A 23,300-nucleotide genomic window follows, 5' to 3' on the forward strand; every position below is an offset into this window, starting at 1 on the left:
GGCCCCACCACCCACCCACGGGAGGGGACGGACCGTAGCGGCGAAGCCGTGCAGGGCCGTCACCGCACCCAACAACACCACGCCCGCCGCAGGCGAAACGGCGAAACACCCCCACGGCGGGAAAGCCGAAAACGTGGGGCGCCCCCACCATGCGGCAGGGGCGCCCCTGAAAACGGACGGGGTCAGCGCGTGGCCATCAAAGCGCCACGCCAAGCAGCGCGTCGACGGCGCGCGAGACCAGACCGGGCGCACCCTCGTCCGTGCCACCGTCGGACTCCTGGGCGGCCGCCCAGCGGTCCACGGCCGCTAGGGCGGCCGGGGAGTCCAGGTCATCGGCGAGCGCCGTACGGATCTCGTCCAAGAGCGCGTCGGCGGACGGGCCGTCGGGGCGGGAGACCGCGGCACGCCAGCGTCCCACCCGCTCCTCGGCCTCGGCCAGCACGTCGTCGGTCCACTCCCAGTTGGCGCGGTAGTGGTGCGCGAGCAGCGCGAGCCGGATGGCGGCCGGGTCCCTGCCGTCGCGCCGCACCGTGGAGACGAAGACGAGATTGCCCTTGGACTTGGACATCTTCTCGCCGTTCAGGGCCACCATCCCGGCGTGGACATAGGCCTTGGCGAACGGGTGCTCACCGGTGAGGGCCTGGGCGTGCGAGGCGCCCATCTCGTGGTGCGGGAAGGCGAGGTCGGAGCCGCCGCCCTGGACGTCGAAGCCCATGCCGAGGTGCTCCAGGGCGATGGCGACGCACTCGATGTGCCAGCCGGGCCGGCCGTGGCCCAGCGAGCCGCCGTCCCAGCTCGGCTCGCCGTCGCGGGCGGCCATCCACAGCATCGGGTCGAGGGGGTTCTTCTTGCCCTGGCGCTCCGGGTCGCCGCCGCGCTCGGCGGACAGCAGCCGCATCGCCTCGGCGTCCAGCCCGGACACCTCGCCGAAGTGCGCGTCGGAGGCGACGGAGAAGTAGGTGTCGCCGTCCAGTTCGTAGGCGGCGCCGACCGCACGCAGCCGCTCCACCAGCGGGACGATGCCCGGTATCGACTCGACCGCGCCTATGTAGTGGCGGGGCGGCAGCATCCGCAGGGCCGTCATGTCCTCGCGGAACAGGGCGGTCTCGCGCTCGGCGAGCGCCGTCCAGTCGTCGCCCGTGGCCACGGCCCGCTCCAGCAGCGGATCGTCGACGTCGGTGACGTTCTGCACGTAGTGAACCTGGCGCTTCGTGTCGAGCCACACGCGCTGAACCAGGTCGAACGCGTTGTAGGTCGCCGCGTGCCCCATGTGGGTCGCGTCGTACGGCGTGATGCCGCAGACATAGATACGGGCGACGGGACCGGGGGCGAGGGTCACCCGTCCGCCGGTCGAGGTGTCGTGGATCCTCAGGTCGCGGCCCTGGCCAGGCAGGGCGGGGACCTCAGAAGCGGGCCATGCATGCATGCCTTGAGCGTAACCGGACGCATGTTCCGCATACGAACCGGACCAGTGGTCTTGGCCGAATTCGCGGTCTTGTGTTCCGCGGCGAAGCATGCTTCCGGACGATCAACGGCCGGTGGCCCGGATCAGACCGGCGGCCAGGGGATCGCGGGCCACTGCCCACCGGGCTCAGGGTGCTTCCCGGTGCGCAGCAGCTGCGCCACCCGCTCCCGCAGCGCCCCGATCTCGGTGTCCGTGATCAGTTCCGCCAGTCGGGCGGCGAGCGGCGCACCGTCCTCGAGCGTCGCCGCCAGCCCCCGCAGCATCTCCAGCGCCTCCCCGGTCAGCGGCTCCCCCGCCCAGCCCCACAGCAGGGTGCGCAGCTTGTCGTCGGCGTTGAAGGTGACACCGTGGTCGATGGCGAACAGCCGCCCGCCGGCGCCGGGCAGCAGATGCCCGCCCTTGCGGTCCCCGTTGTTGATCACCACGTCCAGTACGGCGAGCCGCCGCAGCCACGGATGGTCGGCATGCACCAGCAGCGCGGTACGGCCCTCGCCGATGTCCGCGTACCCGACCGCCTTCCAGCCCGGCCCCGGCTCCTCGTCCTCGATCAGCGCCAGCAGCTCGGGAACCTCACCGCCGTCCTCCGTGGCGGGCGCCTCGATCCACTCCTGGACCATGCCGGTGCCGTACGGGCCGTCCCGCAGCACCGTCGTGGGGATCAGGTCCCAGCCGCTGGCCCGGGAGATCTCGTAGGCGGCGACCTCGCGCTGGGCGAGGGTGCCGTCGGGGAAGTCCCACAGCGGGCGCTCGCCGGCGACCGGCTTGTACACGGCGGAGGCGGTGCGGCCGTCGCGCTCGACGGTGCAGTAGAGCACGGCGTTGGACGCCTCGCGGATCTGCCCGCGGACGGTCAGCTCACCGTCGGCGAGAAAGGCGTCCGTCAGCCCCATGGCAGGCTCCTGTGCGGTCCGCGGCGGATCCTTGCGGGCCGCGGGAACGGCGACCGGTTCGACGGCGGGCTCCATGGCGCTCACGCGTCCCGCCGGTATCCGTTCTGGCGCGGGCATACGTGTCCCTCCGGGTCGAGCGGCAGGCTGCACAGCGGGCACGGCGGCCGCCCCGCGTTGACGACTTCCAGGGCCCGCTTGGCGAATGCCCTGGCCATCATGCCGGTCAGGCGCACCCGCAGCATCGGCGGGCCGTTCTCGTCGTCCTGCAGGAGCCGCTCCTCGGCATCGGCGAGGTCCTCGTCGGTGTCGGCCTCCAGCTCGACCAGCGCCTGCGCCTCGACGATCATGCGCTGGTCCTCGCCGTCCCAGGCGAGCGCCATGGTGCCGACCCGGAACTCCTCCTCGACCGGCGATTCCAGCGGCGCGGTGTCGGTCAGCTCGGTGGGTGAGACAGCGGGCACCGGGGCATTGCCGCCGCTGCGCCGTACGACCTCGTCCAGCAGCTCGTCGATCCGCTCGGCGAGGGCGGCGACCTGGGTCTTCTCCAGGGCGACGCTGGTGGTGCGGCCGGGCGCGGTCGCCTGGAGGAAAAAGCTACGGCGGCCAGGCAGCCCGACCGTACCGGCCACAAAGCGGTCCGGCGCGTCGTAGAAGAACACCTGACGGGACAACGTCCTGCTCCGATTGCTCGACTTCGGGGACACTGCGGTCGCTGCGCGGTCCTGCGGTCACTGCGCGGTTCACAGGGGTACGGCAGAGCAGCGCCGTCGCACCACCCTACTGCGCCGACTGATCACGGTGCTCCCGCACCGCCTCCCAGGGCCGCGTCCCGCCCGCCGGCGGCCGCGGGCCCGTCCTCGGCGGGCTCCAGGGAGGCGAAGTCACCGGTGTCGCCGAGCCGGACGAGGAAGGGACGCAGCCGGGTATAGCGGATCACCGTGACCGAGCAGGGCTCGACCGAAATCCGCTGGAAGAGGTCGAGATGCATCCCCAGGGCGTCCGCGACGAGGGATTTGATGATGTCGCCGTGCGAGCACATCAGATAGGCGGCCTCGGCGCCGTGCCGCTGCTCGATGCGGGCGTTCCAGTCCCGTACGGCATCGACCGCGCGGGCCTGCATGGCACGCATCGACTCGCCACCGGGGAAGGCCGCCGACGACGGGTGCTGCTGGACGGCCTCCATCAGGGGCTCGTCGTTCAGCTCGGCCAGTTTGCGGCCGGCCCAGTCCCCGTAGTCGCATTCGCTGATCCGGTCATCGGTGTGCAGCGGCAGACCGGGGCGGGCTGCCAGCAGCGGCCGCAGCGTCTCCTGGCAGCGCTGGAGCGGGCTGGACACGGCGGCGACCAGCGCAACCCGCGCCAGCCGTGCGGGCAGCGCCGCGGCCTGGGCGGCGCCCCGCTCGTCGAGGGCGACGCCGGGCAGACGTCCGGCGAGCACCCCGGAGGTGTTGGCGGTGGAGCGGCCGTGCCGCACCAGGATCAGCGTGGGCATGACCGCCACCCTACGTTCCCGGCGGCCCCTGGCGGCAGGCCGCCGGGTACGACGACGCTGCCGGCCGTCATTCCTGGCAGGCCGCCGGATGACGAGTGAGAATGCCAGGTGTGATCGTTGACTGCGCCATCTACCGCGAGGGCCGCCGCATCGACTGCGCGGCCGACTTCGCCCGCGCCCTCGGCGAAGCACGGGCCGAGGGCCACTCCTTTCTGTGGCTGGGCATGTACGAGCCGACACGGGACGAGTTCGACATGGTCACCTCCGAATTCGCGCTGCACCCCCTGGCCGTCGAGGACGCCCTCAACGCCCACCAGCGGCCCAAGCTGGAGGTCTACGACGACTCGGTCTTCGTCGTCCTCAAACCGATCACCTACGACGTGCACGCCGACACCGTGACGGCCTCCGAGCTGATGCTCTTCCTCGGCGACTCGTTCGTGGTGACCGTCCGGCACGGCGCGGCCAGCCCCCTGGGCGCGGTGCGCAAGCGGCTGGAGCAGCAGCCGAAGATCCTGCGGCACGGACCGACGGCGGTGCTCTACGCGGTCAGCGACGCGGTCGTCGACCACTACATCGAGGTCGCCGCCGAACTCCAGATGGATCTCGAGGAGTTGGAGGCCGAGGTGTTCTCCCCGGTCCGCGGCGACACCAGGAACACCGCGGCCCGGATCTACGCGTTCAAGCGCGAGGTGATGGAATTCCGGCGTGCCACGGGCCCGTTGGCGGAGCCGATGACCCGGCTGCAGAGCCCCGGCGTGCCGTTCGTGCACGACCATGCCCGGCCGTTCTTCCGCGACGTGGACGACCATCTCACCCGCGCCAACGAGTCGGTGGAGGGCCTGGACCGGCTGCTCTCGGACATTCTCGCGGCCCATCTGGCGCAAATGGGCGTACGGCAGAACGACGACATGCGCAAGATCTCGGCGTGGGCGGCGCTGGCCGCCGTACCCACCCTGATCGCCGGCGTCTACGGCATGAACTTCGACCGGATGCCCGAGCTGAGGTGGCACTACGGCTACGAGGCGATCGTGCTGGTCATGGCCGTGATCGAGGTGTGCCTGTACCGGCTGTTCAAGCGGCGCGGGTGGCTGTGAACCCTCGGGGTGCCGTGCACCCGCCCGGCGCCGTCACGCGAACTCCGGCGCGGACGTGGCGGGCCCGCCCAGCGCATTGCGCCGCTCGGGCATCCGCAGGCTGACCATCCGCCGCCAGCCGAACACCCGCTCATAGGCGTACATCGCCCAGATCGCGGCGGCGAGCAGCCCGGACTTGGCCGCGGGCCAGCGCAGGATACGGCCCATGCGGGCCATCACCGCCAGGCTGACGTCCCGGTAGATGCCGGTCTCCGCGAGCGCGCAGTCGCGCAGCATCCGCTGGATGGTCCGGCCGTGCCCGGCGCGGGCCAGCCGCAGCAGCTCCTCGTGGCAGTAGGCGAGGTGATTGTCCTCGTCATGGGAGATCATCCGGACCGCCCTGCCGACCTCGGGGTGGTCCCCGAAGTACGTCTTGAGCAGCACCATCTGGTCGGAGGCGCGCTGCTCGGTGACCCGGCTGTGCGCAAGGTAGGTGATGATGTCGAGCTCGGTGAGCGGCTCGTCGCGGCGCAGCTTGTCATGGGCCAGCCCGATGCCCCGCCGCTCCAACAGCATGGTGTAGTCGGTCTCTTGGGGAACCTCGGCGGGCATCAGTCCGCGCTTGCGCAGCAGGGCCTGGAAGATCCGCCCGTGCTTGTCCTCGTCGGCGCCGTGCCGGGTGACCTTGGGTGCCAGCTCCCGCTGCGCGGCCGGAATCAGCGCGGCGATCCGGCCGTTCTCCCACCCGCCCTGCGCCTCCCCGCTGGCCGCGATGGAGCAGAACAGACGGTAGGCATCGTCGTTGTCGACGATCTCCTGGAACAGACTTCTGGCCGAGAGCATCCGTGCCACCTTCCCAAGGACCACTCCGCATCAAGTCAAGAGCTGCCTCCGGGGAGCGGCAACCGCAGTGCCCGCCCATGCGCCCGTTCGAACGACTCCCCCGCTGGTGCCGGGGCGTAACCAGCACGCCGCCGGGACGTTGTGCTGCGTGACGGCCGTGGCGGGGAAGACCCCCGAGCCCCCACCACGGCCGCAGAGCTTTACCGGCCCGGCGCCCCTCGGCGCCGGGCCTTCGCACGGGCCCGGCAATACCGGACGTGCTCAGGTCCTAGGCGAGCCCGGCGCGCTCCAGAGCCTCGGTTCCGGCCCGCAGTGACGCCAGCCGGTCCTCCAGCGTGAAGCCCGCCGGAGCCAGCGTCAGCGTGGTGACCCCGGCCGCCGCGTACGCCTGCATCCGCTCCGCGATCCGCTCGACGGAGCCGAGCAGCGTGGTCTGGTCGATCAGCTTCTCCGGGATCGCGGCGGCGGCACCGTCCTTGTCGCCGGCCAGGTACTTGTCCTGGATCTCGGCGGCCTCCTTCTCGTACCCCATCCGCTGGGCCAGCTGGTTGTAGAAGTTCTGCTTCCGGCTGCCCATCCCGCCGACGTACAGGGCCGTGTACGGGCGGAACATGTCGGCCAGCGCGCTGATCTCCTTGTCCCCGCCGCCGGGGCTCACTGCCAGCGGCAGCGTCGGGCACACATCGAACCCCTCCAGCGTCTTGCCCGCCTTCTCCCGGCCCGCCCGGATGTGCGCGACCGCGGTCTCCTCCAGGTGGTCGGCGGACGGGAAGATCAGCAGCGCGCCGTCGGCGATCTCACCGGTCTGCTGGAGATTCTTCGGCCCGATCGCCGCGATGTAGAGCGGGATGTGCTCGCGCTGCGGGTGCACGGTCAGCTTCAGCGGCTTGCCGGGACCTCCGGGCAGCGGCAGCGTCCAGTGCTCGCCCTCGTGGGACAGCCGCTCACGGCTCATCGCCTTCCGCACGATCTCGACGTACTCACGGGTGCGCGCCAGCGGCTTGTCGAACTTGACGCCGTACCAGCCCTCGGAGACCTGCGGCCCCGAGACGCCGAGGCCCAGCCGGAACCGGCCCCCGGAAAGGGAGTCCAGCGTGGCAGCGGTCATCGCGGTCATCGCGGGCGTACGGGCCGGGATCTGGAAGATGGCCGAGCCGATGTCGATCCGCTCGGTCTGGGCGGCGACCCAGGACAGCACGGTGGCGGCGTCGGACCCGTACGCCTCGGCGGCCCAGCACACGGAATACCCCAGGCGATCGGCCTCCTGCGCCACCGCGAGATTGTCCGAGTCCATCCCGGCACCCCAGTAGCCGAGGTTGATGCCAAGCCTCATGCCGCTCCCCTTACTCATCGGTAACGTCGCTGTTGCGGGGACTCTAGCGCGCGACGCCGCCGCCCGTCATCGGCCGGTTGTCCACAGGTCCCCTGATCCTGACCCACGGCGCGTAATCTCAGGCCCCATGGAGCAAAGGCACCTCGGCCGTACGGGCCTTCGCGTGTCCCGCCTCGGCCTCGGCACCCTCAACTGGGCACGCGACACCGACGAGCAGGAAGCCGCCGACCAGCTCAAGACGTTCTGGGAGGCCGGCGGCACCCTCGTCGACACCGCCGACATCTACGCCGACGGCGGCGCCGAATACCTCCTGGGCAGGCTCACGGAAGGACTCGTTCCGCGCGACGACCTGGTCATCGCCACCAAGGCCGGCAGCGTCCTGGAGACCGACCGCCGCGTCGACTGCTCCAGACGCCACCTCCTCGCCGCCCTCGACGCCTCCCTCGAACGCCTGGGCACCGACTACGTCGACCTGTGGCAGCTGCACGCCTTCGACCCGCACACCCCGCTGGAGGAAACCCTCCAGGCCCTCGACCTCGCCGTCACCAGCGGCCGGGCACGCTACGTGGGACTCGCGAACTTCTCCGGCTGGCAGCTCGCCAAGGCCGCCACCTGGCAGCTGGCGGCACCCGGCGTACGCAACCGGCTGGCCGGCGCGCAGCTCGAGTACTCCCTCCTCCAGCGCGGCGTCGAACGCGAGGTCCTCCCCGCCGCCGTCGACCTCGGCATCGGCCTGCTCCCCTCCTCCCCCCTGGGCCGCGGCGTCCTCACCGGCAAGTACCGCAACGCCACCCCGGCCGACTCCCGCGCCGCCTCGGAGCACCTGGCCCCCTTCGTCGCCCCCTACCTCGACGAGACCGCGGGCCGCGTCGTCGAAGCGGTCAGCACCGCCGCCGACGGACTGGCCGTCACCCCTCTCCAGGTCGCCCTCTCCTGGGTCCGCGACCGCCCCGGCGTCACCGCCCCCATCGTGGGTGCCCGCACAGCACCGCAGCTCAGAGCGGCATTGTCAGTGGAGACCCTTAGTCTTCCTGACGAGATCCGCCGGGCGCTGGACGATGTATCCGCTCCGGTGCACCACTACCCCGACCACGACTGGAGCACGCTGTGACCACCGACCGCCTCCCCGGCGAATCCCGACCAGAGCAGGAGGCCACGCCCGGCACCACGGGTGCCCGGCCGGCCGAGGACGCCTCGGGTGCGCGGGAATCGGGTGGCGCGGGGGCGTCCTCGGGCGGTGCGGGCGCCGGGGGATCCGATTCTGCTCCTGCGGCCGCACGGCCGACCGAGGACACCTCGGGGGCGGCGGGCTCGGGCGGCACGGCGGCGTCATCCAGTGACACGACCGCGGAGGCCGACGAGGCGGGTGCCGGGGTGTCCGGCCCGGCCGCGACGCCGGCCGGCCGGCCGGCGGGGAACGCCTCGGAGACGGCGGGCGGCGCGGGCAGCACGGCACCCGCCTCGTCGGCCTCCGACAGCACGGCCCCGGACGCGGGGAAAGCGGGCGCCGCGGCCTCCGGTGCCGCTGCGGCAACGGCGGCACAGCTCGCGGCGGCGGTACGGGCCGTGGAAAGCGGCGAACGCTCGGCCGCCTCGTTCTTCACGCAGACAGCACGCCCGGCACCCGCGGCCGCACCGGCCGCCGCCAAGCCGCAGAGCCCCCCGGCGGAGCACACCCGCCCCGCACCGGAGGTGGCAGCACAGCGTGCGCCCGCCCGGCCCGCCGCCCCGGCCGCTCCGCAGGCACCCGCCGCGCCCGCTCCCCGGCCCGCCTCGCCCACGGCCCCCGGCATCGAAGGCGTACGGCAGATCCTGACAGCGGGCGGCGCCCCGCCGGCGCTGGCCCAGAAGACCGCCGAGGCGCTGGGCGAACGGGCCGCCGAGGCACTGAGCGCCGACCCCTGGCAGCTCCTCGGCGTGCCCGGCGTACGCCTCGATCAGGCCGACGGCTTCGCGCGGGCGCTGCTCGGCCCCGCCTGCGGCCCGGACGACGAGCGGCGCGCCCAGGCCCTGGTCCTGTGGCTGCTGGAACAGGCCGCCGTAGCGGGCCACTCCGCCCTGGAGGCGGCCACGCTGCGCGCGGCGCTCGCCCAACGGGCCGTACCGGACCCCGATGAAGCCCTCCAGACGGCCATCGCCGAGGGCGCGGTGCTGGTCTTCCAGGACGCCCTCGACACCCCGGGCCAGGCCCGACCCGCGGCGGCCGACGACGAGGACGAAGAGCGCCCCGTCCGCATCCTGCTCGGCCTGGACCGGTTCGCCATGGCCGAGGAAAGCGTGGCCGACGGCCTGGCGCGCCTGCTCAACACCTTCGAGGCAACGGCCGAGGAGCAGGGCGACGAAGCCGCAGAGGCGCAGAGCGACGAGAACACCCCGGCCGCCCCTGAGGAAACCGCCCCCCGGCCCGCCGCCCCCTCCCCCGCCGACTGGGAGGCCGCGGCGGCCGCCGCCCCCTCGCCCTCCGCCGCCGAGCTGATCCGCGCCGCCGCGGCCGGCGGCCTGGTGGCGCACACCGGCGCCGAGGCGGCCCGCGCCGAGCCCGCCGCGCTGATCGCCGCCGCCCGCTCCCTGGGGCTACGCGCCTACGGCGCCACCCACACCGAGAACGGCCGCCGACGCCTGACCGCGCACCTGGCCGAGACCGCCCCCGACGAGGCCGGCACATCCCTGAACGCGGCGGCGGTGACCGTATCCGGCCTGCTCTCCGGCCAGGAGGGCCCCGGCCGGGACTCGGACGGCGCGCTCGCCCTCGACCTCCTGGTGGTGCTGGACGCCCCCCAACTGGACCTCGAGACCGCCGCACTGCTCATCGAGTCGCTGGCCGACGGCACCCGGCTGGTCCTCAGCGGCGACCCCGCCGTCCTGTGGTCCGCCGGCCCCGGCCGCCTCTTCGCCGACCTCCTCGCCGCCCGGTTCTGCCCCCAAATCGCCTCCCGTACCCCGGACTTCGGCCCGATCGGCGAGCTGGTGTCCGGTATCGGCATCGGCGAACTGAGCCAGGTCGAGGCCCCCGGCAAGGAGGTGGTGACCGTCCCGGTACGCGACGCCACGGAGGCGGTGCACCGCACCGTCCAGCTGGTCGCCGACTCCGTACCCCGGGCGCTCGGCGTCCCGGCCGACCGGACCCAGGTCATCACCGTCGGCCACGGCGGCGCGGCCGGCACCCGCGCGCTGAACGCCGCCCTGAAGGAACGGCTCAACCCCGGCCCCGGCCGGTTCGGCAGCTTCGACCCCGGCGACCGTGTCGCCTACGCCGCCGCCCTCGGCCGTACGGTCCCGGGCACCGTCACCGGCGCCGACGCCGAGGGCCTCCGCCTCGACTGCGACGGTACCCCCGTCGTCGTCCCGCGCGAGCAGGTCGAAGCCGGCGCGGTACGTCACGGCTGGGCCCTCACCGCCCACCAGGCGGCCGGCTTCCGGTGGCCCGCCGCGGTGGTCGTCCTGCCCGGCGACGCGGCCGGCGGCCTGACCCGCGCCTGGGTCTACACCGCCTTCAGCCGCGGCGAACGCCACCTCTCGGTCGTCCAGGGCGCCGACCAGGCCCTCCCCCGCGCCGTCGCGGAGATCCCCGTAAAGGAACGCACCACCCGCCTACGCACCCTCCTCCAACTCCACCTCACCCCACCCGAAACAGACACCCCCCTCACAACCCCCTGACCACGATCACGCTGACAGCCGATCGCGCCCGCCCCCGCCGCCACGCACCCCGCCCCACGCCACACGCCCCGAAGCCGCAAGGTGACACTCGGTGGGGAACAAATAACTCTGAGTAATTGTTGCCGGAAAGAGAAGGAGGCCGCAGAGGCAGCCCCAAGCAACAACCGAGCAGAGGGGCACAACGCGCCGCACCCCGCGGGCCCATCACGCCACCGCCCCTCCCCCTCTCGGGCACGAGGGACAGGCCCCCGCAGGCATGGCTGACCCGTCCCCCGCGGGCACAGGGGCAGGTGGGCAGGGGGGACAGATCCCCCTCTGCCCACGGGAACAGATCAGCCCCCGGAGAAGGGCGACTCCACCCTGTGGGCGGCAGCCACTGAGAACGGGGCCAACGCCAGCAGGCATCAGCCCAACATCAGCCCGGTATCACCCATGGATCCGCCACGGGTCAGCCATTAGCCAGGGATCCGCGACGGTCAGCGCTCCCGATCAAGCGGCTCCACCAGCCCGTCATCGCCGTCCAGCTCCTCGTCAAAGACCGAGCTGACGTCGAAGCGGCAGACCACTCGCTGGGGATCGGCCTGGTCGAACGGTGCGGACAGCCACTCCCCCGGATCGGCCGGCTCGTCGGCGGCTGCCACCCACAGGGTGGAGTCGCCCTCCTCCAGGCCGAACTCCTTGTGCCGGGAAGCGATCTCGTCCGGTTCGAACTCCCCGAAGAGCACCCCGAGCGCCGCATGCACGCTGGTGCCGACCACCCCCGCGGCCTCGCCGGAGCCGTTCGCCGCCGCCTCGTCGACGGCGTCCGGATCGAGGTCGGCGATGCGCTGCGCCTGATGCAGCAGCCGCTGCGGTTCGGCGACGGTGTAGTCGCGCCGGATGAGCACGCTGAGCGCGCTCGGCTCCTCGGGGCCGGCGTAGGCGGGCAGCGCCTCGTTCCCGGGGATCTCGAAGGGGGTGACCTCGTCGTGGGTGTCGTAGAGCAGCTCGTCGTAGACCTCAGCCGCCGCGGCGAGCTCGTCGAACGCGGCGTAGACAGCCGGATCGTCCGGCCCCGAGCGGCGTTCGACCGCGTCGAGGTGACGGTCCAGCGCGGCTTTGACCGCCTCGGCGGCGGCACGTACCTCGGCAGCGGAAGGCTGCGCAGCATCAGACATAGTGCAGACGCTATCCGTACCGGGGCCGGTCCCGCACAATAGATGCGATGCCGGAATACGAATTCTGCGATGTGTATGTGCCCCGGGGGGTCTCCCGGTCGGCCGCCACACGCCTGCTGACCGACCATGCCGAGTACGGACACTGGGAGTTGGACCGCCTTCGCCTCAACCCCGACGGGAGCCGCAGAGTGCGGCTGCGCCGCCGGATCATCCGACAGCTCCGCGCCACATGGTGAGCGCCAGAGGGACCAGAGGGGCCAGCGGGAACTGACCCCGCAGGGAATGCCCCCGGGTACTTGCCCCCGGGAATGCCTCGCAGGGGTCGGCCCTGGACGGAACTGAGCACAGGCAGAAGAACTGAACACAGCAGAACGGGCCCCGTGGCGACAGGGCCCGCTCCGTTTTGCGTGTGTTCCGTTTTCGCGTGTTCCGTTCTCGTGTGTTCCGCGTTACGTGGCGCGGATCACCTGCGCGACGCGGCTCACCTGCGAGCGGTGCGCGCCCGGCGGTAGAGCACGGCCCCGCCGAGCAGCAGCCCGGCGCTCGCCGGTACGGCGTAGCCGATCATCCCGGCGCCTGTCTGGGCGAGATGCTCGCCGGCCGACGGTGTCGTGACGATCGCCGCCTTCCCCTGCGGCTCGGCCTGCGGCCGCATACCCGGGATTTCCGTGGTGCCCAGGTCGTCCGGGCCGCGCTGGTGCTCCGGGGGCGTCGTCTCCGGGCCGCCCTTGCTCCCTGGGCCGTGCGGATGGCCCGGCTCCGACGGCTGCTCCGGCCGCGGGTGGTGCGGGTGGTGGCCCGGCTGCTGCGGGTGGTGCGGGTGGTGTGGTCCCGTCGGCGTATGCGGCCGCGCTTCGTTGCCGCACTCGTTGCCAACGGCCGGGTTCACCAGCCCGACGATGGAGACGCTGTTGCCGCAGACGTTGACGGGCACGTCGACCGGCACCTGGACGTTGTTGCCCGAGGCGACGCCGGGCGAATGCGCCGCGCCTCCCTCGGCGCTCGCGCCGCCTGCGTGGCGGCCCGAGCCACCCCGGTGCTGATCTTGCTGGTGCCCCTGGCCGCCGTGCTCACGGTGGCCGCCACGGTGCTTGCCGCCGTTGGCGCAGCGGTTCCCGAACGCGGGGTTGAGCAGTCCGACGACGTCGACGGTGTTACCGCAGACGTTCACCGGTGCGTCGACCGGCACCTGGACGTTGTTGCCCGAGGCGACGCCGGGCGAATGCGCCGCGCCTCCCTCGGCCCCCGAGTCCGCGTGTGCGTATCCGCTGACGGCGGCGAGTACGCCACCCGCGGCCGCCATCGTGATCAGGCCCTTTCTTGCGACCTGTCTCATAGGTTGTTCCCCTGCCTTGTGCCTTACCAGGAATGCGCGCGAGCGGATCCGCTACGGGATTGGCCCGGCACAGAAATACCCAGAGGCTCCGGAATGCATGGCATGCATTCCGGAGCCGAGCTGGATCAGGCCCTTATGGGCTCTTGTACAACGCCAAAGAACGTCAGCACGTCACTTGTTGACGCAGGTGTTGCCGAAGGCCGGGTTCAGCAGCCCGATCACGGAAATGGTGTTGCCACAGGCATTGACCGGCACGTGGACCGGAGTCTGGACGGTGTTACCGGAAAGCACTCCGGGGGAGTGCACGGACGCACCCTGAGCACCCGAGTCGGCAACGGCCAGGCCCGCGCCGGCGAGCACGAGACCACTGGTGATTGCCGCAGCTGCGACGACCTTCTTGATCATTGTTCCTCCTTGTAGGCAATGCGATCCCAGCCGCGGACCGCACACACTGCAACGAGGGCCGAGCCGTTGAAGCTACGAACACATCACAGCATTCACTCTTTTCAGCTAATCCGGTACGAATGACAGGGAATCCGCACCCAATTCGGCTTCAACGGCCCCGCATTCAGCTCTGGTCGATGAACCGGTCCAGCACCCGCACCCCGAACTGCAGTCCGTCCACCGGAACCCGCTCGTCCACGCCGTGGAACATCCCGGCGAAGTCCAGCTCCGGCGGCAGCTTCAGCGGCGCAAAGCCGAAGCCGCGGATCCCGAGATCGTCGAAGGACTTGGCGTCCGTGCCGGCGGAGAGCATGTACGGCACCGCACGCGCGATCGGGTCCTCCGCCTGCAGTGCCGACTGCATGGCGTCCACCAGCGCCCCGTCGAACGTCGTCTCCAGCGCCTTGTCCGCGTGGACGTCCTCGCGCTTGACCCGCGGCCCCAGGATCCGGTCCAGATCGACCAGGAACTCCTCCTCGTGGCCCGGCAGGAAACGCCCGTCGACATGCGCGGTGGCCTGCCCCGGAATCACATTGACCTTGTAACCGGCGCCCAGCTGCGTCGGGTTGGCGGTGTTCCGGAGCGAGGCACCGATCAGCTTCGCGATACCGCCCAGCTTGGCGAGCGTGGCGTCCATGTCCTCCGGGTCGAGCTCGGTGCCCAGCGCGTCGCCGAGCTGGTCCAGGAACGACCGCAGCGTCTTGGTCACCCGTACCGGGAACTCGTGCCGCCCCAACCGTCCGACGGCCTCGGACAGTTCGGTGATCGCATTGTCCTTGTGGATCATCGAGCCGTGCCCGGCATTGCCGTCCACGGTCAGCTTCATCCAGTGCATGCCCTTCTGGGCCGTCTCGATCAGATACAGGCGTACCTGCTCATTGACGGTGAAGGAGAAGCCACCGACCTCGCTGATCGCCTCCGTGACCCCCTCGAACAGCTCCGGGTGCTTGTCGACGAGGAAGCGCGCGCCGTACGTACCGCCCGCCTCTTCGTCCGCGAGGAATGCCAGCACGATGTCCCGCGGGGGTTTGCGCCCCGTACGGAGCCGGTCGCGTACGACGGCCAGCGTCATCGCGTCCATGTCCTTCATGTCGACCGCGCCGCGGCCCCACACACACCCGTCCGCGATCTCGCCCGAGAACGGGTGATGCGTCCAGTCGTCGGCGTTGGCCGGTACGACGTCGGTGTGCCCGTGAATGAGCAGCGCGGGCCGCGAACGGTCCTCGCCCTCGATCCGGGCCACCGTGGAGGCCCGGCCCTTGTGCGACTCGAAGATCCGCGGCTCCAGCCCGACCTCGGCGAGCTTCTCCGCGACGTACTCGGCGGCGGCCCGCTCGCCCGGCCCCGAGTGGTCCCCGTAGTTGCTGGTGTCGATCCTGATCAGATCCCGGCACAGGTCGACGACCTCGTCCTCACCGGTGACCGTACGGGCCGGCTGCGACTCGCTCATGCCGGAACCTCGCTTCGCCCGGCCCCGCATTCGCGGGGCTCGCACCGTTCCCTGGTTCGCTCGCGGAGCTCGCTCACTCTGCCTCCTCTTGGTTCGCGGCCGCGTCGTGCTCCCCGAGGAGCGCACTCCGCGGCGGGGTCCACCGCCATCCTCCCCCTCCCACCCCCCACACCCAAGGCCGCAATACTCCCGACATGCGCTGGTCACAGCCCCGCCGCCGCCCGGATGTGCAGGTGATCGACCACCCCGGATCGTTTGCTATTGTTTTCCACGTCGGAACGGCCCAGGCCGCAACGGCAGACACCTTGTCCGGGTGGCGGAATGGCAGACGCGCTAGCTTGAGGTGCTAGTGCCCTTTATCGGGCGTGGGGGTTCAAGTCCCCCCTCGGACACTCGCTTCACATGCCTGGTCAGTGCGCTGACCAGGCATTTTGCATGAGGAGCCGGCCAGGCGGTCGCCATGGGCGCGCGAGTAGGCCGGGGCCGTGGAGCTGCGGATCGACGGCCCGGGGCACAGGCCGCCGCCCCGGCCCTGGGGTGTCCCGTGGCCGGCCGGGGTTACAGGGGACTCGCGACTTCGGTGAGTTCCAGGCTTGTCTGCCACAGGTGCAGGCGGGCCTCGCTGTCGTACGCCTGGGAGTGGGCGCGCGCTTCGCGGGTGCGGTCGTAGAACCGTCCGGTGGTACCGGCGAGTGCGGGAGCGGTGCTGAGCCGCCGGGTGGCGGCCACTCCTTGCTCCAGCGAGTCGATGCTGTGGCCGATCCCGGCAAGGGCGATCTTGGTCGGCGTGTATGTGGCGGGATGCAAGCTGTTCACCGTGACCTCGTCGGCGGGCAGCCGTGCGGCGAGTTCGAAGCCGGACATGATCTGGGCGAGCTTGCTCTGGCCGTACGCCCGGATGCCGTCGTAGCCGCGCTCCAGCATCAGATTGCCGAAGTCGATCGGGTGCCGGCCGATGGAGGCGACGTTGATGATGCGGGCCGGTGCTGACACACGCAGCAGCGGCAGCAGTTCGAGGGTGAGCAGGAAGCCTGCGAGGTGGTTGACGGCAAGGCGCAGCTCGTGGCCGTCGGCGCTGGTGCGGCGGGTGCGGCCGTCCGGTTCCCCGCCGCCGATGCCCGCGCTGTTCACCAGCACGTCGAGTCGGTTTGTCGATGCGCGGATGCCGGCGGCCATGCGGCGGACCTGGTCGAGGTCGGCGAGGTCCGCGATCACGGTCCGGGGTCTGGATGCTCCTCGGGCCGCGAACTCGTCTGCGATCCGGTCGAGTTTGGCCTGTGTCCGGCCGTGGAGGATCAGGTCGGCACCGTCGGCTGCCAGGTGTTCGGCCAGAGCACGGCCGAGGCCGTCGGTGGCCCCGGTGATGAGGATGGTGCGGGGACGGGTCATTGCGGGCCTCCCGGGTCGTTCGAGGTGCCGGCCGGGGTCTGGGGGATGCGGGTGAGGGTGGCCGTGAGGTCGTTGATGAGGTCGTCGTCGACGGGCTCCCGCGTGGCCAGGAGGCGGTACCACAGGGCGCCGAACACGATGTCCAGGACCGTGGACGGAGCGGGGCGGGGCGGCAGGTCGCCGCGCGCCCGAGCTCTGTCGAGCACCACGTGGAGCGCGTCCCGCCGGCGTTGCAGAAAGTCCGTGCGGAAGAGCCGGCCGAACTCCGCGTTGATCTGGGCCTCCGCCATCAGGACACACAGGTCACCCTGCTCAGCGCCATCACCGCCCGGACCGGCATACCGGGAACGGCAGGCCTCGCCGCCCTCAACGGCGCCGTCGAGGCACTGGTCGGGCCGCCGGCCGCGGAACTCGCTCCGATACGGGTGAACGCCGTCTCTCCCGGATTCGTCGACACACCCTGGCGGAGCGGTCTGCCCGACGATGCCAGGCGCGAGTACTTCGCACAGGCGGCCGCGACTCTGCCGGTACGGCATATCGCGACGGCCGAGGAGGTTGCCGAGGTGGTTGCCCTTGCGGCAACCAATGCCAACCTCACCGGCACGGTCGTGGAGAGCGACGGCGGCGCGCGTCTCGTCCCGCCGGCCGGACCGGCCGAGCCTCGGCTGCGAGGTCCCGCCCCGAGGCCGAGCGCGTGCCGGACCCGTACGCCCGCACCTGGAACGGCGATCGCCTCGGCACCGCATCCGCGCCCGCCTCGACGCCATCGGGGCCCGGTACCCGTCCCCGGTCCCCTCGGCTTGAGAACGCCGCCGGGCTGAGGTTCCCTTGCCCCCGTGAGACGCAGACCCGCCATTCCCCCCGCCCCTCTCCCCCAGCGCGACGGCATCGACCCCGTGCGGGTGCGGCTGCCGGCCGATCCGGGCGGGGTCTGGGGGACGGTCGGGGATCATCTGGTCGACCGGTTTGCGGGGGCCGTCGGGGCCGGGCGGGTGGCGGAGATGCTGCGGGCGGGGCGGTTTGTGGGGGCGGGCGGGGTGCTCAGTGGGGGTGAGCCGTATCCGGCCGGGGGGTATGTGTGGTTCCACCGGGATTTTGCCCCGGAGGTGGCGGTGCCGTTCGGGGTGGGGGTGGTCCACCGGGACGAGCGGATCGTGGTGGCCGACAAACCGCATTTCCTTGCCACGACGCCGCGGGGGCGGCACATCACCGAGACCGCGCTGGCCCGGCTGCGGCGTGATCTCAAGCTGCCCGCGCTGCAGCCCGCGCACCGGCTGGACCGGCTGACGGCGGGGCTGGCGCTGTTCGTCGTACGGCCCGAGGACCGGGGGGCGTATCAGGGGCTGTTCGCCGGGCGGCGGGTGTGTAAGGAGTACGAGGCGGTGGCGGCGTACGACGCCGGGGTGGCGCTGCCGGTGACGGTGCGCAGCCGGATCGTGAAGGAGCGGGGGGTCATGGCCGCCCGCGAGGAGGCCGGCGAGGCGAACGCGGAGAGCCGGATCGAGCTGGTGGAGCGGCGGGGCGGGCTCGGGCGGTACCGGCTGCTGCCCGCCACCGGGCGTACCCATCAGCTGCGGGTGCACATGAACAGCCTCGGGCTGCCGATCCTGAACGATCCGTTGTTCCCGGCCGTCCGCGCCGAGCCGGCGCCGGACGATTTCCGCGCGCCGCTGCAACTGCTGGCGAGGCGGCTGGAGTTCACGGATCCGGTGGACGGGCGGGTGCGGCGGTTCGAGAGCGGGCTGCGGCTGGCGGTGTGGGATGCCGGCGCGGCGGAGTGAGGACCGCCGGTACGCGGGGCGGCGTACGGGCCCGGCCCCCGCGCCGGTATTTCCGGTGCGGGACGCGGCCGGGCGTGCATAGGGTGCGCGGGTCCGAGGTTGGGGAACGAAGGGGAGTGGAGCCGCGGTGCTGATCTTTGATGCGGATGACACGTTGTGGGAGAACAACGTGATCTTCGAGCGGGTCATCGACGAGTTCCTGGACTGGATGGCGCATCCCGGGCTCGACCGGGACGGCGTACGGGCCGGGCTCGACGGGATCGAGGCGGCGAATGCGGTGACGCACGGGTACGGGAGCAAGGTGTTTCTGCGAAGCCTTGCGGAGTGCCTTGCGTGGGTGCGGGGGCGGGCGGCGACGGCCGAGGAGACGGCGCGGATCTCGGGGTGGGCCGCGGCCTTCGACGGGGATCATGTGGAGCTGATTCCGGGAGTGGCGGAGACGCTGGCGGAGCTGGCGCGGCGGCATGAGTTGCTGCTGCTGACCAAGGGGGACCAGGAGGAGCAGGAGCGGAAGGTGGCGGCGTCCGGGCTGACGCCGCACTTCAAGGGCGTCCATATCGTGGCGGAGAAGGATGTGGCCACGTACGAGGAGCTGGTGCGGGCCCATGCGCTGGTGCCGGGCTCGACGTGGATGATCGGGAACTCTCCCAAGTCGGACATCCTGCCCGCGCGGTCGGCCGGGCTGAATGCCGTCTTCCTTCCGAACGGCAACACCTGGGTGCTGGAGCACAGCGAGCTGGATCCGGCCGATGAGAAGGTGTTGCGGCTGGCGGCATTCGGGGAACTGCTGCACCACTTCTGACGGGTGTTCCAGGATGGGGGCATGGCGACCCTCCTGGCGTTTCATGCACATCCCGATGACGAAGTGCTCCTGACCGGCGGCACGCTGGCCCGCGCTGCCGCCGAAGGCCACCGGGTGGTGGTCGTGGTGGCCGCCGACGGTCTGATGGGTCCCGTCCCGGAGGGTGCCGACGAGGCGCCGCGGATGGGCGAACTGCGGGCGAGTGCGGGTGTGCTGGGCGTGGCACGGGTGGTGCACCTGGGGTATGCGGACAGTGGCCACGGTCCGGTGCTCCATCCGGATCCGCCGGACCGGGTGCGCTTTGCGCGGGCCGGTACGGAGGAGGCCGCCGAGCGGCTGGCGGCCCTTCTCCGCGAGGAAGAGGTGGACGTGCTCCTCGGTTACGACGCCAACGGCGGGTACGGCCACCGTGATCATGTGAAGGTGCATCAGGTGGGCAGGCGGGCGGCCGAACTGGCCGGGGTCCCCCGTCTGCTGGAGGCCACGGTGCCGCGTGAGGTGGTCACCCGGCTGGTGAGGCTGGTGCGGCTGGTGCGGATTCCGTTGCGGTACGACGATGAGGCGCTCCGTACCGCTTTCAGCCCTCGCGAGGCCATCACCCACGCGGTCGACGTCCGGCGGTTCGCCGGCCGGAAGCAGGCGGCGCTGGCCGCCCACCGGTCGCAGGTGGCGGGGACCGGCCGGCTCGCCGCGGTGATGCGGGCGCTGGTGCGCCTGCCGGTCCCCGTGTTCGGACTGCTGCTCGGGCGGGAGTGGTTCGCCGAGGTGCGGTAGGGCCTGTCCGATGGGCCGGGCCCTGCCGTTTGGTGCCCGTTACTGCGGGCCGATGTCGGTCAGTTCACCGTCCTCCAGGGCCAGCCAGCGGGTGATCCCCAGTTCGCGCAGGAACGGCAGATCGTGGCTGACGACCGCGAGCGCGCCCTCGTAGGACTCCAGGGCCGTGACGAGGCGGCGGACGGAGGCCATGTCGAGGTTGTTGGTCGGCTCGTCCAGCATCAGGAACTGGGGGGCCGGTTCGGCGAGCATCAGGGCGGCGAGGGAGGCGCGGAAGCGTTCGCCGCCGGAGAGGGTGCCGGCCTGCTGGTCGGCGCGGGCGCCCTTGAACAGGAAGCGGGCGAGCCGGGCGCGGATGCGGTTGTTGGTGGCGTCCGGGGCAAAGCGGGCGACGTTCTCGACGATGGTGAGGTCGTTGTCGAGGACCTCCAGGCGCTGGGGGAGGAAGCGGTACGGGACGTGGGTCTGCGCGGCGCCGGACAGGGGTGGGATCTCGCCGGTGAGGGTGCGCAGCAGGGTGGTTTTGCCGGAGCCGTTGCGGCCGGTCAGCGCGATGCGTTCGGGGCCGCGGATCTCCAGGTGGGCGTGGGCGCCGTAGCGGAGGGTGAGGTCGTGCAGGGTGAGGACGGTGCGGCCCGGCGGTACGGCCGTGTGGGGCAGGTCGATACGGATCTCGTCATCGTCGCGGACGGCGTCGGCGGCCTCGTCGAGGCGCTCTCTGGCCTCCTTGAGGCGTTCGGTGTGCATGATGCGGTGTTTGCCCGCGGATACCTGGGCCTCCCTCTTGCGCTCGTTCATGACGATCTTCGGTTCACGTTTGTTGGCGGTCATCTTGTTTCCGTAGCGGACCCGGCGGGCCAGCTTGACGTGGGCGTCGGCCAGTTCGCGCTTTTGGCGCTGGACGTCGGCCTCGGCGACCCGCACCATCCGCTCGGCCGCCTCCTGCTCGACGGCCAGGGCCTTTTCGTACGCGCTGAAGTTGCCGCCGTACCAGTGGATCTCTCCGTCGCGGAGGTCGGCGATGCGGTCGACGCGTTCGAGGAGTTCGCGGTCGTGGCTGACCACCAGGAGGACCCCGGACCAGCCGGTGACGGCGTCGTACAGCCGCCCGCGGGCGGTGCGGTCGAGGTTGTTGGTGGGCTCGTCCAGGAGCAGGACGTCCGGCCGGCGCAGGAGGAGGGCGGCCAGGCGGAGCAGGACGGACTCGCCGCCGGAGACCTCGCCGATGGTGCGGTCGAGGTCGAGGGCGGGCAGTCCGAGCTGATCGAGGGTGGCGCGGGCGCGTTCCTCGACGTCCCAGTCGTCGCCGATGGCGGTGAAGTGCTCCTCGCTCGCATCGCCGCGCTCGATGGCGTGCAGGGCGGCGCGGGCCGTGGCGATGCCGAGCGCCTGGTCGACGCGGAGGTGGGTGTCGAGGGCGGCGTGCTGCGGGAGGTAACCGAGGTCGCCGGCGACCTTGACGCGGCCCGCGGTCGGGGTGAGTTCGCCCGCGATCAGCTTCAACAGGGTTGATTTTCCCGTGCCGTTGAGGCCGATGAGGCCCGTACGGCCGGGGCCGACGGCCAGCTGGAAGTCATCGAGGACGGGGGTGCCGTCGGGCCAGGTGAAGCCGAGGCCGGTGCAGGCGATGGAGGTGACGGCGGGGGTGGGCGGCTTGGGCATCTTTGACATACAGGTCTCCTGGTGCGCGGGGTGAAGGGGGACTGCGCAGGGAGACACCGCGGGAGAACGTCGGGGTGCGCCGGGGTACGCCGTGCGGGTACGCCGAGGTCGTGACGGTCGGCCGCGCGATGCAGTGCATGCGCGGGCGCGGTGTCTCAGGACCTCAGACGAGCAACGGCCTTCTCCTGTCGGTGCGGTGGCGCCGTGGCGGCGCGCTGGACCGGTACCGACCGTACGCGCACCGCCACCCAAACGCAAACGCTATTTTCGTTGCGTTTACGAGAAGTGGGGGCGCGGGCGCAGGAGTACCCGCGCCGGCCCCGTCGCCTGGAGCGTGATCCCGGCGGCCACCGGCACCTCCTCGTCCACCGCCTCCAGGTCGTACGCGCGCAGCAGTGTCGCCAGCGCCAGTACCGACTCCAGCATCGAGAAGTGCTGCCCGATGCAGGCGCGCGGGCCGCCGCCGAACGGGAACCAGGCGTAGCGGTGGCGGGCCGCCTCGCGCTCGGGGGCGAAGCGGCCCGGATCGAAGCGTTCCGGGTCCTCCCACAGCGCCGGGTTGCGGTGGGTGACCCAGGGAGCGACGACCACGTCCGCGCCGGCCGGGATGCGGTGACCGCCGATCTCGGTGGCCTCGACGGCCCGGCGGCTGATGACCGGCGCCGCCGGATAGAGCCGCATGGATTCCTTGAGGGCCTGCGTCAGATACGGGAGCCGGTCCAGGTCGGCGGCCGTGGGGGTACGGTCCCCCAGCGTGCGGTCGATCTCCTCCTGGACCCGCCGCTGCTCGGCCGGGTGCCGGGCGAGGAGGTGGAGGGTGAAGGCGAGGGAGGTCGCCGTGGTCTCATGACCGGCCAGCAGGAAGATCAGGACCTGTTCGCGGATCTCGGTCGCATCGAGCGAGCCGTCCTCGTCGTTGCCGGCTTCGGTGAGGAGGGAGAGCAGGTCGCCGCCCGGTACGGCACCGTCCGCGGGCGCACCGGCCGCAGACGCACCGTCCGCCGGCGCCGCGGCCGCCGTGCGCCGTTCGGCGATGATGCGGTCGCACAGCGCGTTCAGCTCGTCGGTGGCCGCGCGCGCCCGCCGGTTGCCGGGGGTGGGCCACTCGCGGGGGATCTTCACGGGGACATAGGCACGTTGGACGACATAGGCGTTGACGACCGGGGCGCAGCGGTCGATGGCGTCCGCCGCCGCGGCCGCGTCCGTGCCGAACAGGATGCGGGAGACCGTGCACAGGGCCAGGCGGTTCATTTCGCGGACGACGTCGACGGTGGGGGTGCCGGCCGTCCGCCAGCGTGCGGCGACGGCGGCGGCCTCGGTCGTCACGGCCGCGGCGTAGCCGTCGACCCGGCGTTTGGTGAACAGCGGCTGCACCAGCCGCCGCTGCCGGAGGTAGTCGGTGTCCTGGCTGGTGAGCAGGCCGTTGCCGAAGGACCGGCGGACCTCCTCGTACAGCGGGTGGTCCTTGCGGAAGTTGGCGGCTTCGGAGGCGAGGACCTGCTGGATGCCCTCGGGCGCGAAGACCGCGTGGAAGACGCTGCGCAGGCCGGGCGGGCCGGCTTCGAGGCGGACCACGTCGCCGTGTTCGCGCTGGGCCCGTAAGAAGGTGCCGAGGGAGTCGCGGCGCAGGTCGAGCATCGAGCCGAGGAGGGGGAGGCCGGCCGGGCCGGGGGCCTCGCCGCGGGAGCGGGAGTCGACGGGGGTCGTTGTCATGGCGGATTCCTGTCCAGGATGCGGGCCGGATATGGCTCA

General features: G+C 71.9%; 22 protein-coding genes and 1 tRNA gene. 9 read left to right on the forward strand and 14 right to left on the reverse strand.

All coding sequences use genetic code 11. The annotated features are described in order from the left end of the window. Positions 1–196: 196 nt before the first annotated feature. The 4 genes from mshC to AB0D04_RS19550 all read right to left on the reverse strand — a co-directional run bounded on the left by mshC (position 197) and on the right by AB0D04_RS19550 (position 3,847). Positions 197–1,426 (reverse strand): cysteine--1-D-myo-inosityl 2-amino-2-deoxy-alpha-D-glucopyranoside ligase, encoded by a 1,230-nt coding sequence (gene mshC, locus AB0D04_RS19535; RefSeq protein ID WP_362704629.1) that lies wholly within the window; start codon positions 1,424–1,426, stop codon positions 197–199. Positions 1,427–1,548: 122 nt separating this feature from the next. After that, a complete protein-coding gene (locus tag AB0D04_RS19540) occupies positions 1,549–2,472 on the reverse strand; it encodes an SCO1664 family protein (RefSeq protein WP_362704631.1) in 924 nt (307 codons plus the stop codon). Next, on the reverse strand, positions 2,436–3,026 hold the full coding sequence (locus AB0D04_RS19545) for a DUF3090 domain-containing protein (RefSeq protein WP_362704633.1): 591 nt from the start codon (positions 3,024–3,026) through the stop codon (positions 2,436–2,438). Before AB0D04_RS19545 ends, AB0D04_RS19540 begins: the two co-directional genes overlap by 37 nt. Positions 3,027–3,148: 122 nt before the next feature. Then, on the reverse strand, positions 3,149–3,847 hold the full coding sequence (locus tag AB0D04_RS19550; protein ID WP_362704636.1) for a histidine phosphatase family protein: 699 nt from the start codon (positions 3,845–3,847) through the stop codon (positions 3,149–3,151). 101 nt (positions 3,848–3,948) lie between these two features. Here AB0D04_RS19550 and corA point away from each other — a divergent pair, with 101 nt between their 5' ends. After that, complete coding sequence (corA, locus tag AB0D04_RS19555; RefSeq protein ID WP_362704638.1) at positions 3,949–4,941, forward strand: magnesium/cobalt transporter CorA; 993 nt, start codon at positions 3,949–3,951, stop codon at positions 4,939–4,941. Positions 4,942–4,974: 33 nt separating this feature from the next. Here the strand turns inward: corA and AB0D04_RS19560 are convergent, their stop codons facing one another. Continuing rightward, entirely contained in the window at positions 4,975–5,763 is a 789-nt protein-coding gene (locus AB0D04_RS19560; protein ID WP_362704641.1) for a ferritin-like domain-containing protein, read from the reverse strand. Positions 5,764–6,031: 268 nt separating this feature from the next. Then, on the reverse strand, positions 6,032–7,096 hold the full coding sequence (locus tag AB0D04_RS19565; RefSeq protein WP_362704643.1) for an LLM class F420-dependent oxidoreductase: 1,065 nt from the start codon (positions 7,094–7,096) through the stop codon (positions 6,032–6,034). 127 nt (positions 7,097–7,223) lie between these two features. On the opposite strand from AB0D04_RS19565, the gene AB0D04_RS19570 reads away from it, so the two are divergent. Further along, a complete protein-coding gene (locus AB0D04_RS19570) occupies positions 7,224–8,207 on the forward strand; it encodes an aldo/keto reductase (RefSeq protein WP_362704646.1) in 984 nt (327 codons plus the stop codon). After that, a complete protein-coding gene (locus tag AB0D04_RS19575) occupies positions 8,204–10,753 on the forward strand; it encodes a helix-hairpin-helix domain-containing protein (RefSeq protein WP_362704648.1) in 2,550 nt (849 codons plus the stop codon). Before AB0D04_RS19570 ends, AB0D04_RS19575 begins: the two co-directional genes overlap by 4 nt. A 476-nt stretch (positions 10,754–11,229) precedes the next feature. On the opposite strand, the gene AB0D04_RS19580 is transcribed toward AB0D04_RS19575, so the two are convergent. Further along, complete coding sequence (locus AB0D04_RS19580) at positions 11,230–11,910, reverse strand: hypothetical protein (RefSeq protein WP_362704650.1); 681 nt, start codon at positions 11,908–11,910, stop codon at positions 11,230–11,232. A gap of 47 nt (positions 11,911–11,957) precedes the next feature. Between AB0D04_RS19580 and AB0D04_RS19585 the strand changes: the two genes are divergently transcribed. Next, positions 11,958–12,146, forward strand: a complete 189-nt coding sequence (locus AB0D04_RS19585) for a DUF5703 family protein (RefSeq protein ID WP_046928855.1) — start codon at positions 11,958–11,960, stop codon at positions 12,144–12,146. A 245-nt stretch (positions 12,147–12,391) separates the two neighbouring features. On the opposite strand, the gene AB0D04_RS19590 is transcribed toward AB0D04_RS19585, so the two are convergent. From AB0D04_RS19590 to AB0D04_RS19600, 3 genes are all read right to left on the reverse strand, one after another. Continuing rightward, positions 12,392–13,246, reverse strand: a complete 855-nt coding sequence (locus AB0D04_RS19590; RefSeq protein ID WP_362704652.1) for a chaplin — start codon at positions 13,244–13,246, stop codon at positions 12,392–12,394. 171 nt (positions 13,247–13,417) lie between these two features. Beyond that, entirely contained in the window at positions 13,418–13,651 is a 234-nt protein-coding gene (chpH, locus tag AB0D04_RS19595; RefSeq protein WP_362704655.1) for a chaplin ChpH, read from the reverse strand. Positions 13,652–13,814: 163 nt separating this feature from the next. Further along, on the reverse strand, positions 13,815–15,140 hold the full coding sequence (locus tag AB0D04_RS19600; protein ID WP_362704657.1) for a M20/M25/M40 family metallo-hydrolase: 1,326 nt from the start codon (positions 15,138–15,140) through the stop codon (positions 13,815–13,817). Between the two features lie 307 nt (positions 15,141–15,447). Between AB0D04_RS19600 and AB0D04_RS19605 the strand changes: the two genes are divergently transcribed. After that, positions 15,448–15,532 (forward strand) — tRNA-Leu (locus AB0D04_RS19605). Positions 15,533–15,698: 166 nt separating this feature from the next. On the opposite strand, the gene AB0D04_RS19610 is transcribed toward AB0D04_RS19605, so the two are convergent. Continuing rightward, positions 15,699–16,529, reverse strand: a complete 831-nt coding sequence (locus AB0D04_RS19610; RefSeq protein WP_362704659.1) for an SDR family NAD(P)-dependent oxidoreductase — start codon at positions 16,527–16,529, stop codon at positions 15,699–15,701. Beyond that, positions 16,526–16,819 carry a TetR-like C-terminal domain-containing protein gene (locus AB0D04_RS19615; RefSeq protein WP_362704661.1) on the reverse strand — a complete coding sequence of 98 codons (294 nt, stop codon included), beginning with the start codon at positions 16,817–16,819 and terminating at the stop codon, positions 16,526–16,528. Before AB0D04_RS19615 ends, AB0D04_RS19610 begins: the two co-directional genes overlap by 4 nt. Here AB0D04_RS19615 and AB0D04_RS19620 point away from each other — a divergent pair. The 4 genes from AB0D04_RS19620 (at position 16,739) to AB0D04_RS19635 (ending at position 19,886) form a co-directional block, all read left to right on the forward strand. After that, complete coding sequence (locus AB0D04_RS19620; RefSeq protein ID WP_362704662.1) at positions 16,739–17,350, forward strand: SDR family oxidoreductase; 612 nt, start codon at positions 16,739–16,741, stop codon at positions 17,348–17,350. The two genes, AB0D04_RS19615 and AB0D04_RS19620, sit on opposite strands and share 81 nt — an antisense overlap. A 15-nt stretch (positions 17,351–17,365) precedes the next feature. Beyond that, positions 17,366–18,310, forward strand: coding sequence for a pseudouridine synthase (locus AB0D04_RS19625; RefSeq protein WP_362704665.1), 945 nt, complete (start codon positions 17,366–17,368; stop codon positions 18,308–18,310). A 127-nt stretch (positions 18,311–18,437) separates the two neighbouring features. Then, complete coding sequence (locus tag AB0D04_RS19630; RefSeq protein ID WP_362704668.1) at positions 18,438–19,112, forward strand: HAD family hydrolase; 675 nt, start codon at positions 18,438–18,440, stop codon at positions 19,110–19,112. 21 nt (positions 19,113–19,133) lie between these two features. Next, entirely contained in the window at positions 19,134–19,886 is a 753-nt protein-coding gene (locus tag AB0D04_RS19635; RefSeq protein ID WP_362704670.1) for a PIG-L family deacetylase, read from the forward strand. Positions 19,887–19,925: 39 nt separating this feature from the next. Here the strand turns inward: AB0D04_RS19635 and AB0D04_RS19640 are convergent, their stop codons facing one another. Then, entirely contained in the window at positions 19,926–21,548 is a 1,623-nt protein-coding gene (locus tag AB0D04_RS19640; RefSeq protein WP_362704761.1) for an ABC-F family ATP-binding cassette domain-containing protein, read from the reverse strand. A 276-nt stretch (positions 21,549–21,824) separates the two neighbouring features. Next, positions 21,825–23,261, reverse strand: coding sequence for a cytochrome P450 (locus AB0D04_RS19645; protein ID WP_362704672.1), 1,437 nt, complete (start codon positions 23,259–23,261; stop codon positions 21,825–21,827). Positions 23,262–23,300: the final 39 nt, after the last annotated feature.

It is taken from the genome of Streptomyces sp. NPDC048483 (assembly GCF_040651455.1).
Classification (GTDB): domain Bacteria; phylum Actinomycetota; class Actinomycetes; order Streptomycetales; family Streptomycetaceae; genus Streptomyces.

Bases quoted from the DNA above. Each gene is read 5' to 3' on its own strand.
- mshC (WP_362704629.1), bottom strand. From the start codon at position 1,426: ATGCATGCATGGCCCGCTTCTGAGGTCCCCGCCCTGCCTGGCCAGGGC.
- AB0D04_RS19540 (WP_362704631.1), bottom strand. From the start codon at position 2,472: ATGCCCGCGCCAGAACGGATACCGGCGGGACGCGTGAGCGCCATGGAG.
- AB0D04_RS19550 (WP_362704636.1), bottom strand. From the start codon at position 3,847: ATGCCCACGCTGATCCTGGTGCGGCACGGCCGCTCCACCGCCAACACC.
- corA (WP_362704638.1), top strand. From the start codon at position 3,949: ATGCCAGGTGTGATCGTTGACTGCGCCATCTACCGCGAGGGCCGCCGC.
- AB0D04_RS19560 (WP_362704641.1), bottom strand. From the start codon at position 5,763: ATGCTCTCGGCCAGAAGTCTGTTCCAGGAGATCGTCGACAACGACGAT.
- AB0D04_RS19565 (WP_362704643.1), bottom strand. From the start codon at position 7,096: ATGAGGCTTGGCATCAACCTCGGCTACTGGGGTGCCGGGATGGACTCG.
- AB0D04_RS19570 (WP_362704646.1), top strand. From the start codon at position 7,224: ATGGAGCAAAGGCACCTCGGCCGTACGGGCCTTCGCGTGTCCCGCCTC.
- AB0D04_RS19580 (WP_362704650.1), bottom strand. From the start codon at position 11,910: ATGTCTGATGCTGCGCAGCCTTCCGCTGCCGAGGTACGTGCCGCCGCC.
- AB0D04_RS19585 (WP_046928855.1), top strand. From the start codon at position 11,958: ATGCCGGAATACGAATTCTGCGATGTGTATGTGCCCCGGGGGGTCTCC.
- AB0D04_RS19590 (WP_362704652.1), bottom strand. From the start codon at position 13,246: ATGAGACAGGTCGCAAGAAAGGGCCTGATCACGATGGCGGCCGCGGGT.
- chpH (WP_362704655.1), bottom strand. From the start codon at position 13,651: ATGATCAAGAAGGTCGTCGCAGCTGCGGCAATCACCAGTGGTCTCGTG.
- AB0D04_RS19600 (WP_362704657.1), bottom strand. From the start codon at position 15,140: ATGAGCGAGTCGCAGCCGGCCCGTACGGTCACCGGTGAGGACGAGGTC.
- AB0D04_RS19610 (WP_362704659.1), bottom strand. From the start codon at position 16,529: ATGACCCGTCCCCGCACCATCCTCATCACCGGGGCCACCGACGGCCTC.
- AB0D04_RS19615 (WP_362704661.1), bottom strand. From the start codon at position 16,819: ATGGCGGAGGCCCAGATCAACGCGGAGTTCGGCCGGCTCTTCCGCACG.
- AB0D04_RS19635 (WP_362704670.1), top strand. From the start codon at position 19,134: ATGGCGACCCTCCTGGCGTTTCATGCACATCCCGATGACGAAGTGCTC.
- AB0D04_RS19640 (WP_362704761.1), bottom strand. From the start codon at position 21,548: ATGCCCAAGCCGCCCACCCCCGCCGTCACCTCCATCGCCTGCACCGGC.
- AB0D04_RS19645 (WP_362704672.1), bottom strand. From the start codon at position 23,261: ATGACAACGACCCCCGTCGACTCCCGCTCCCGCGGCGAGGCCCCCGGC.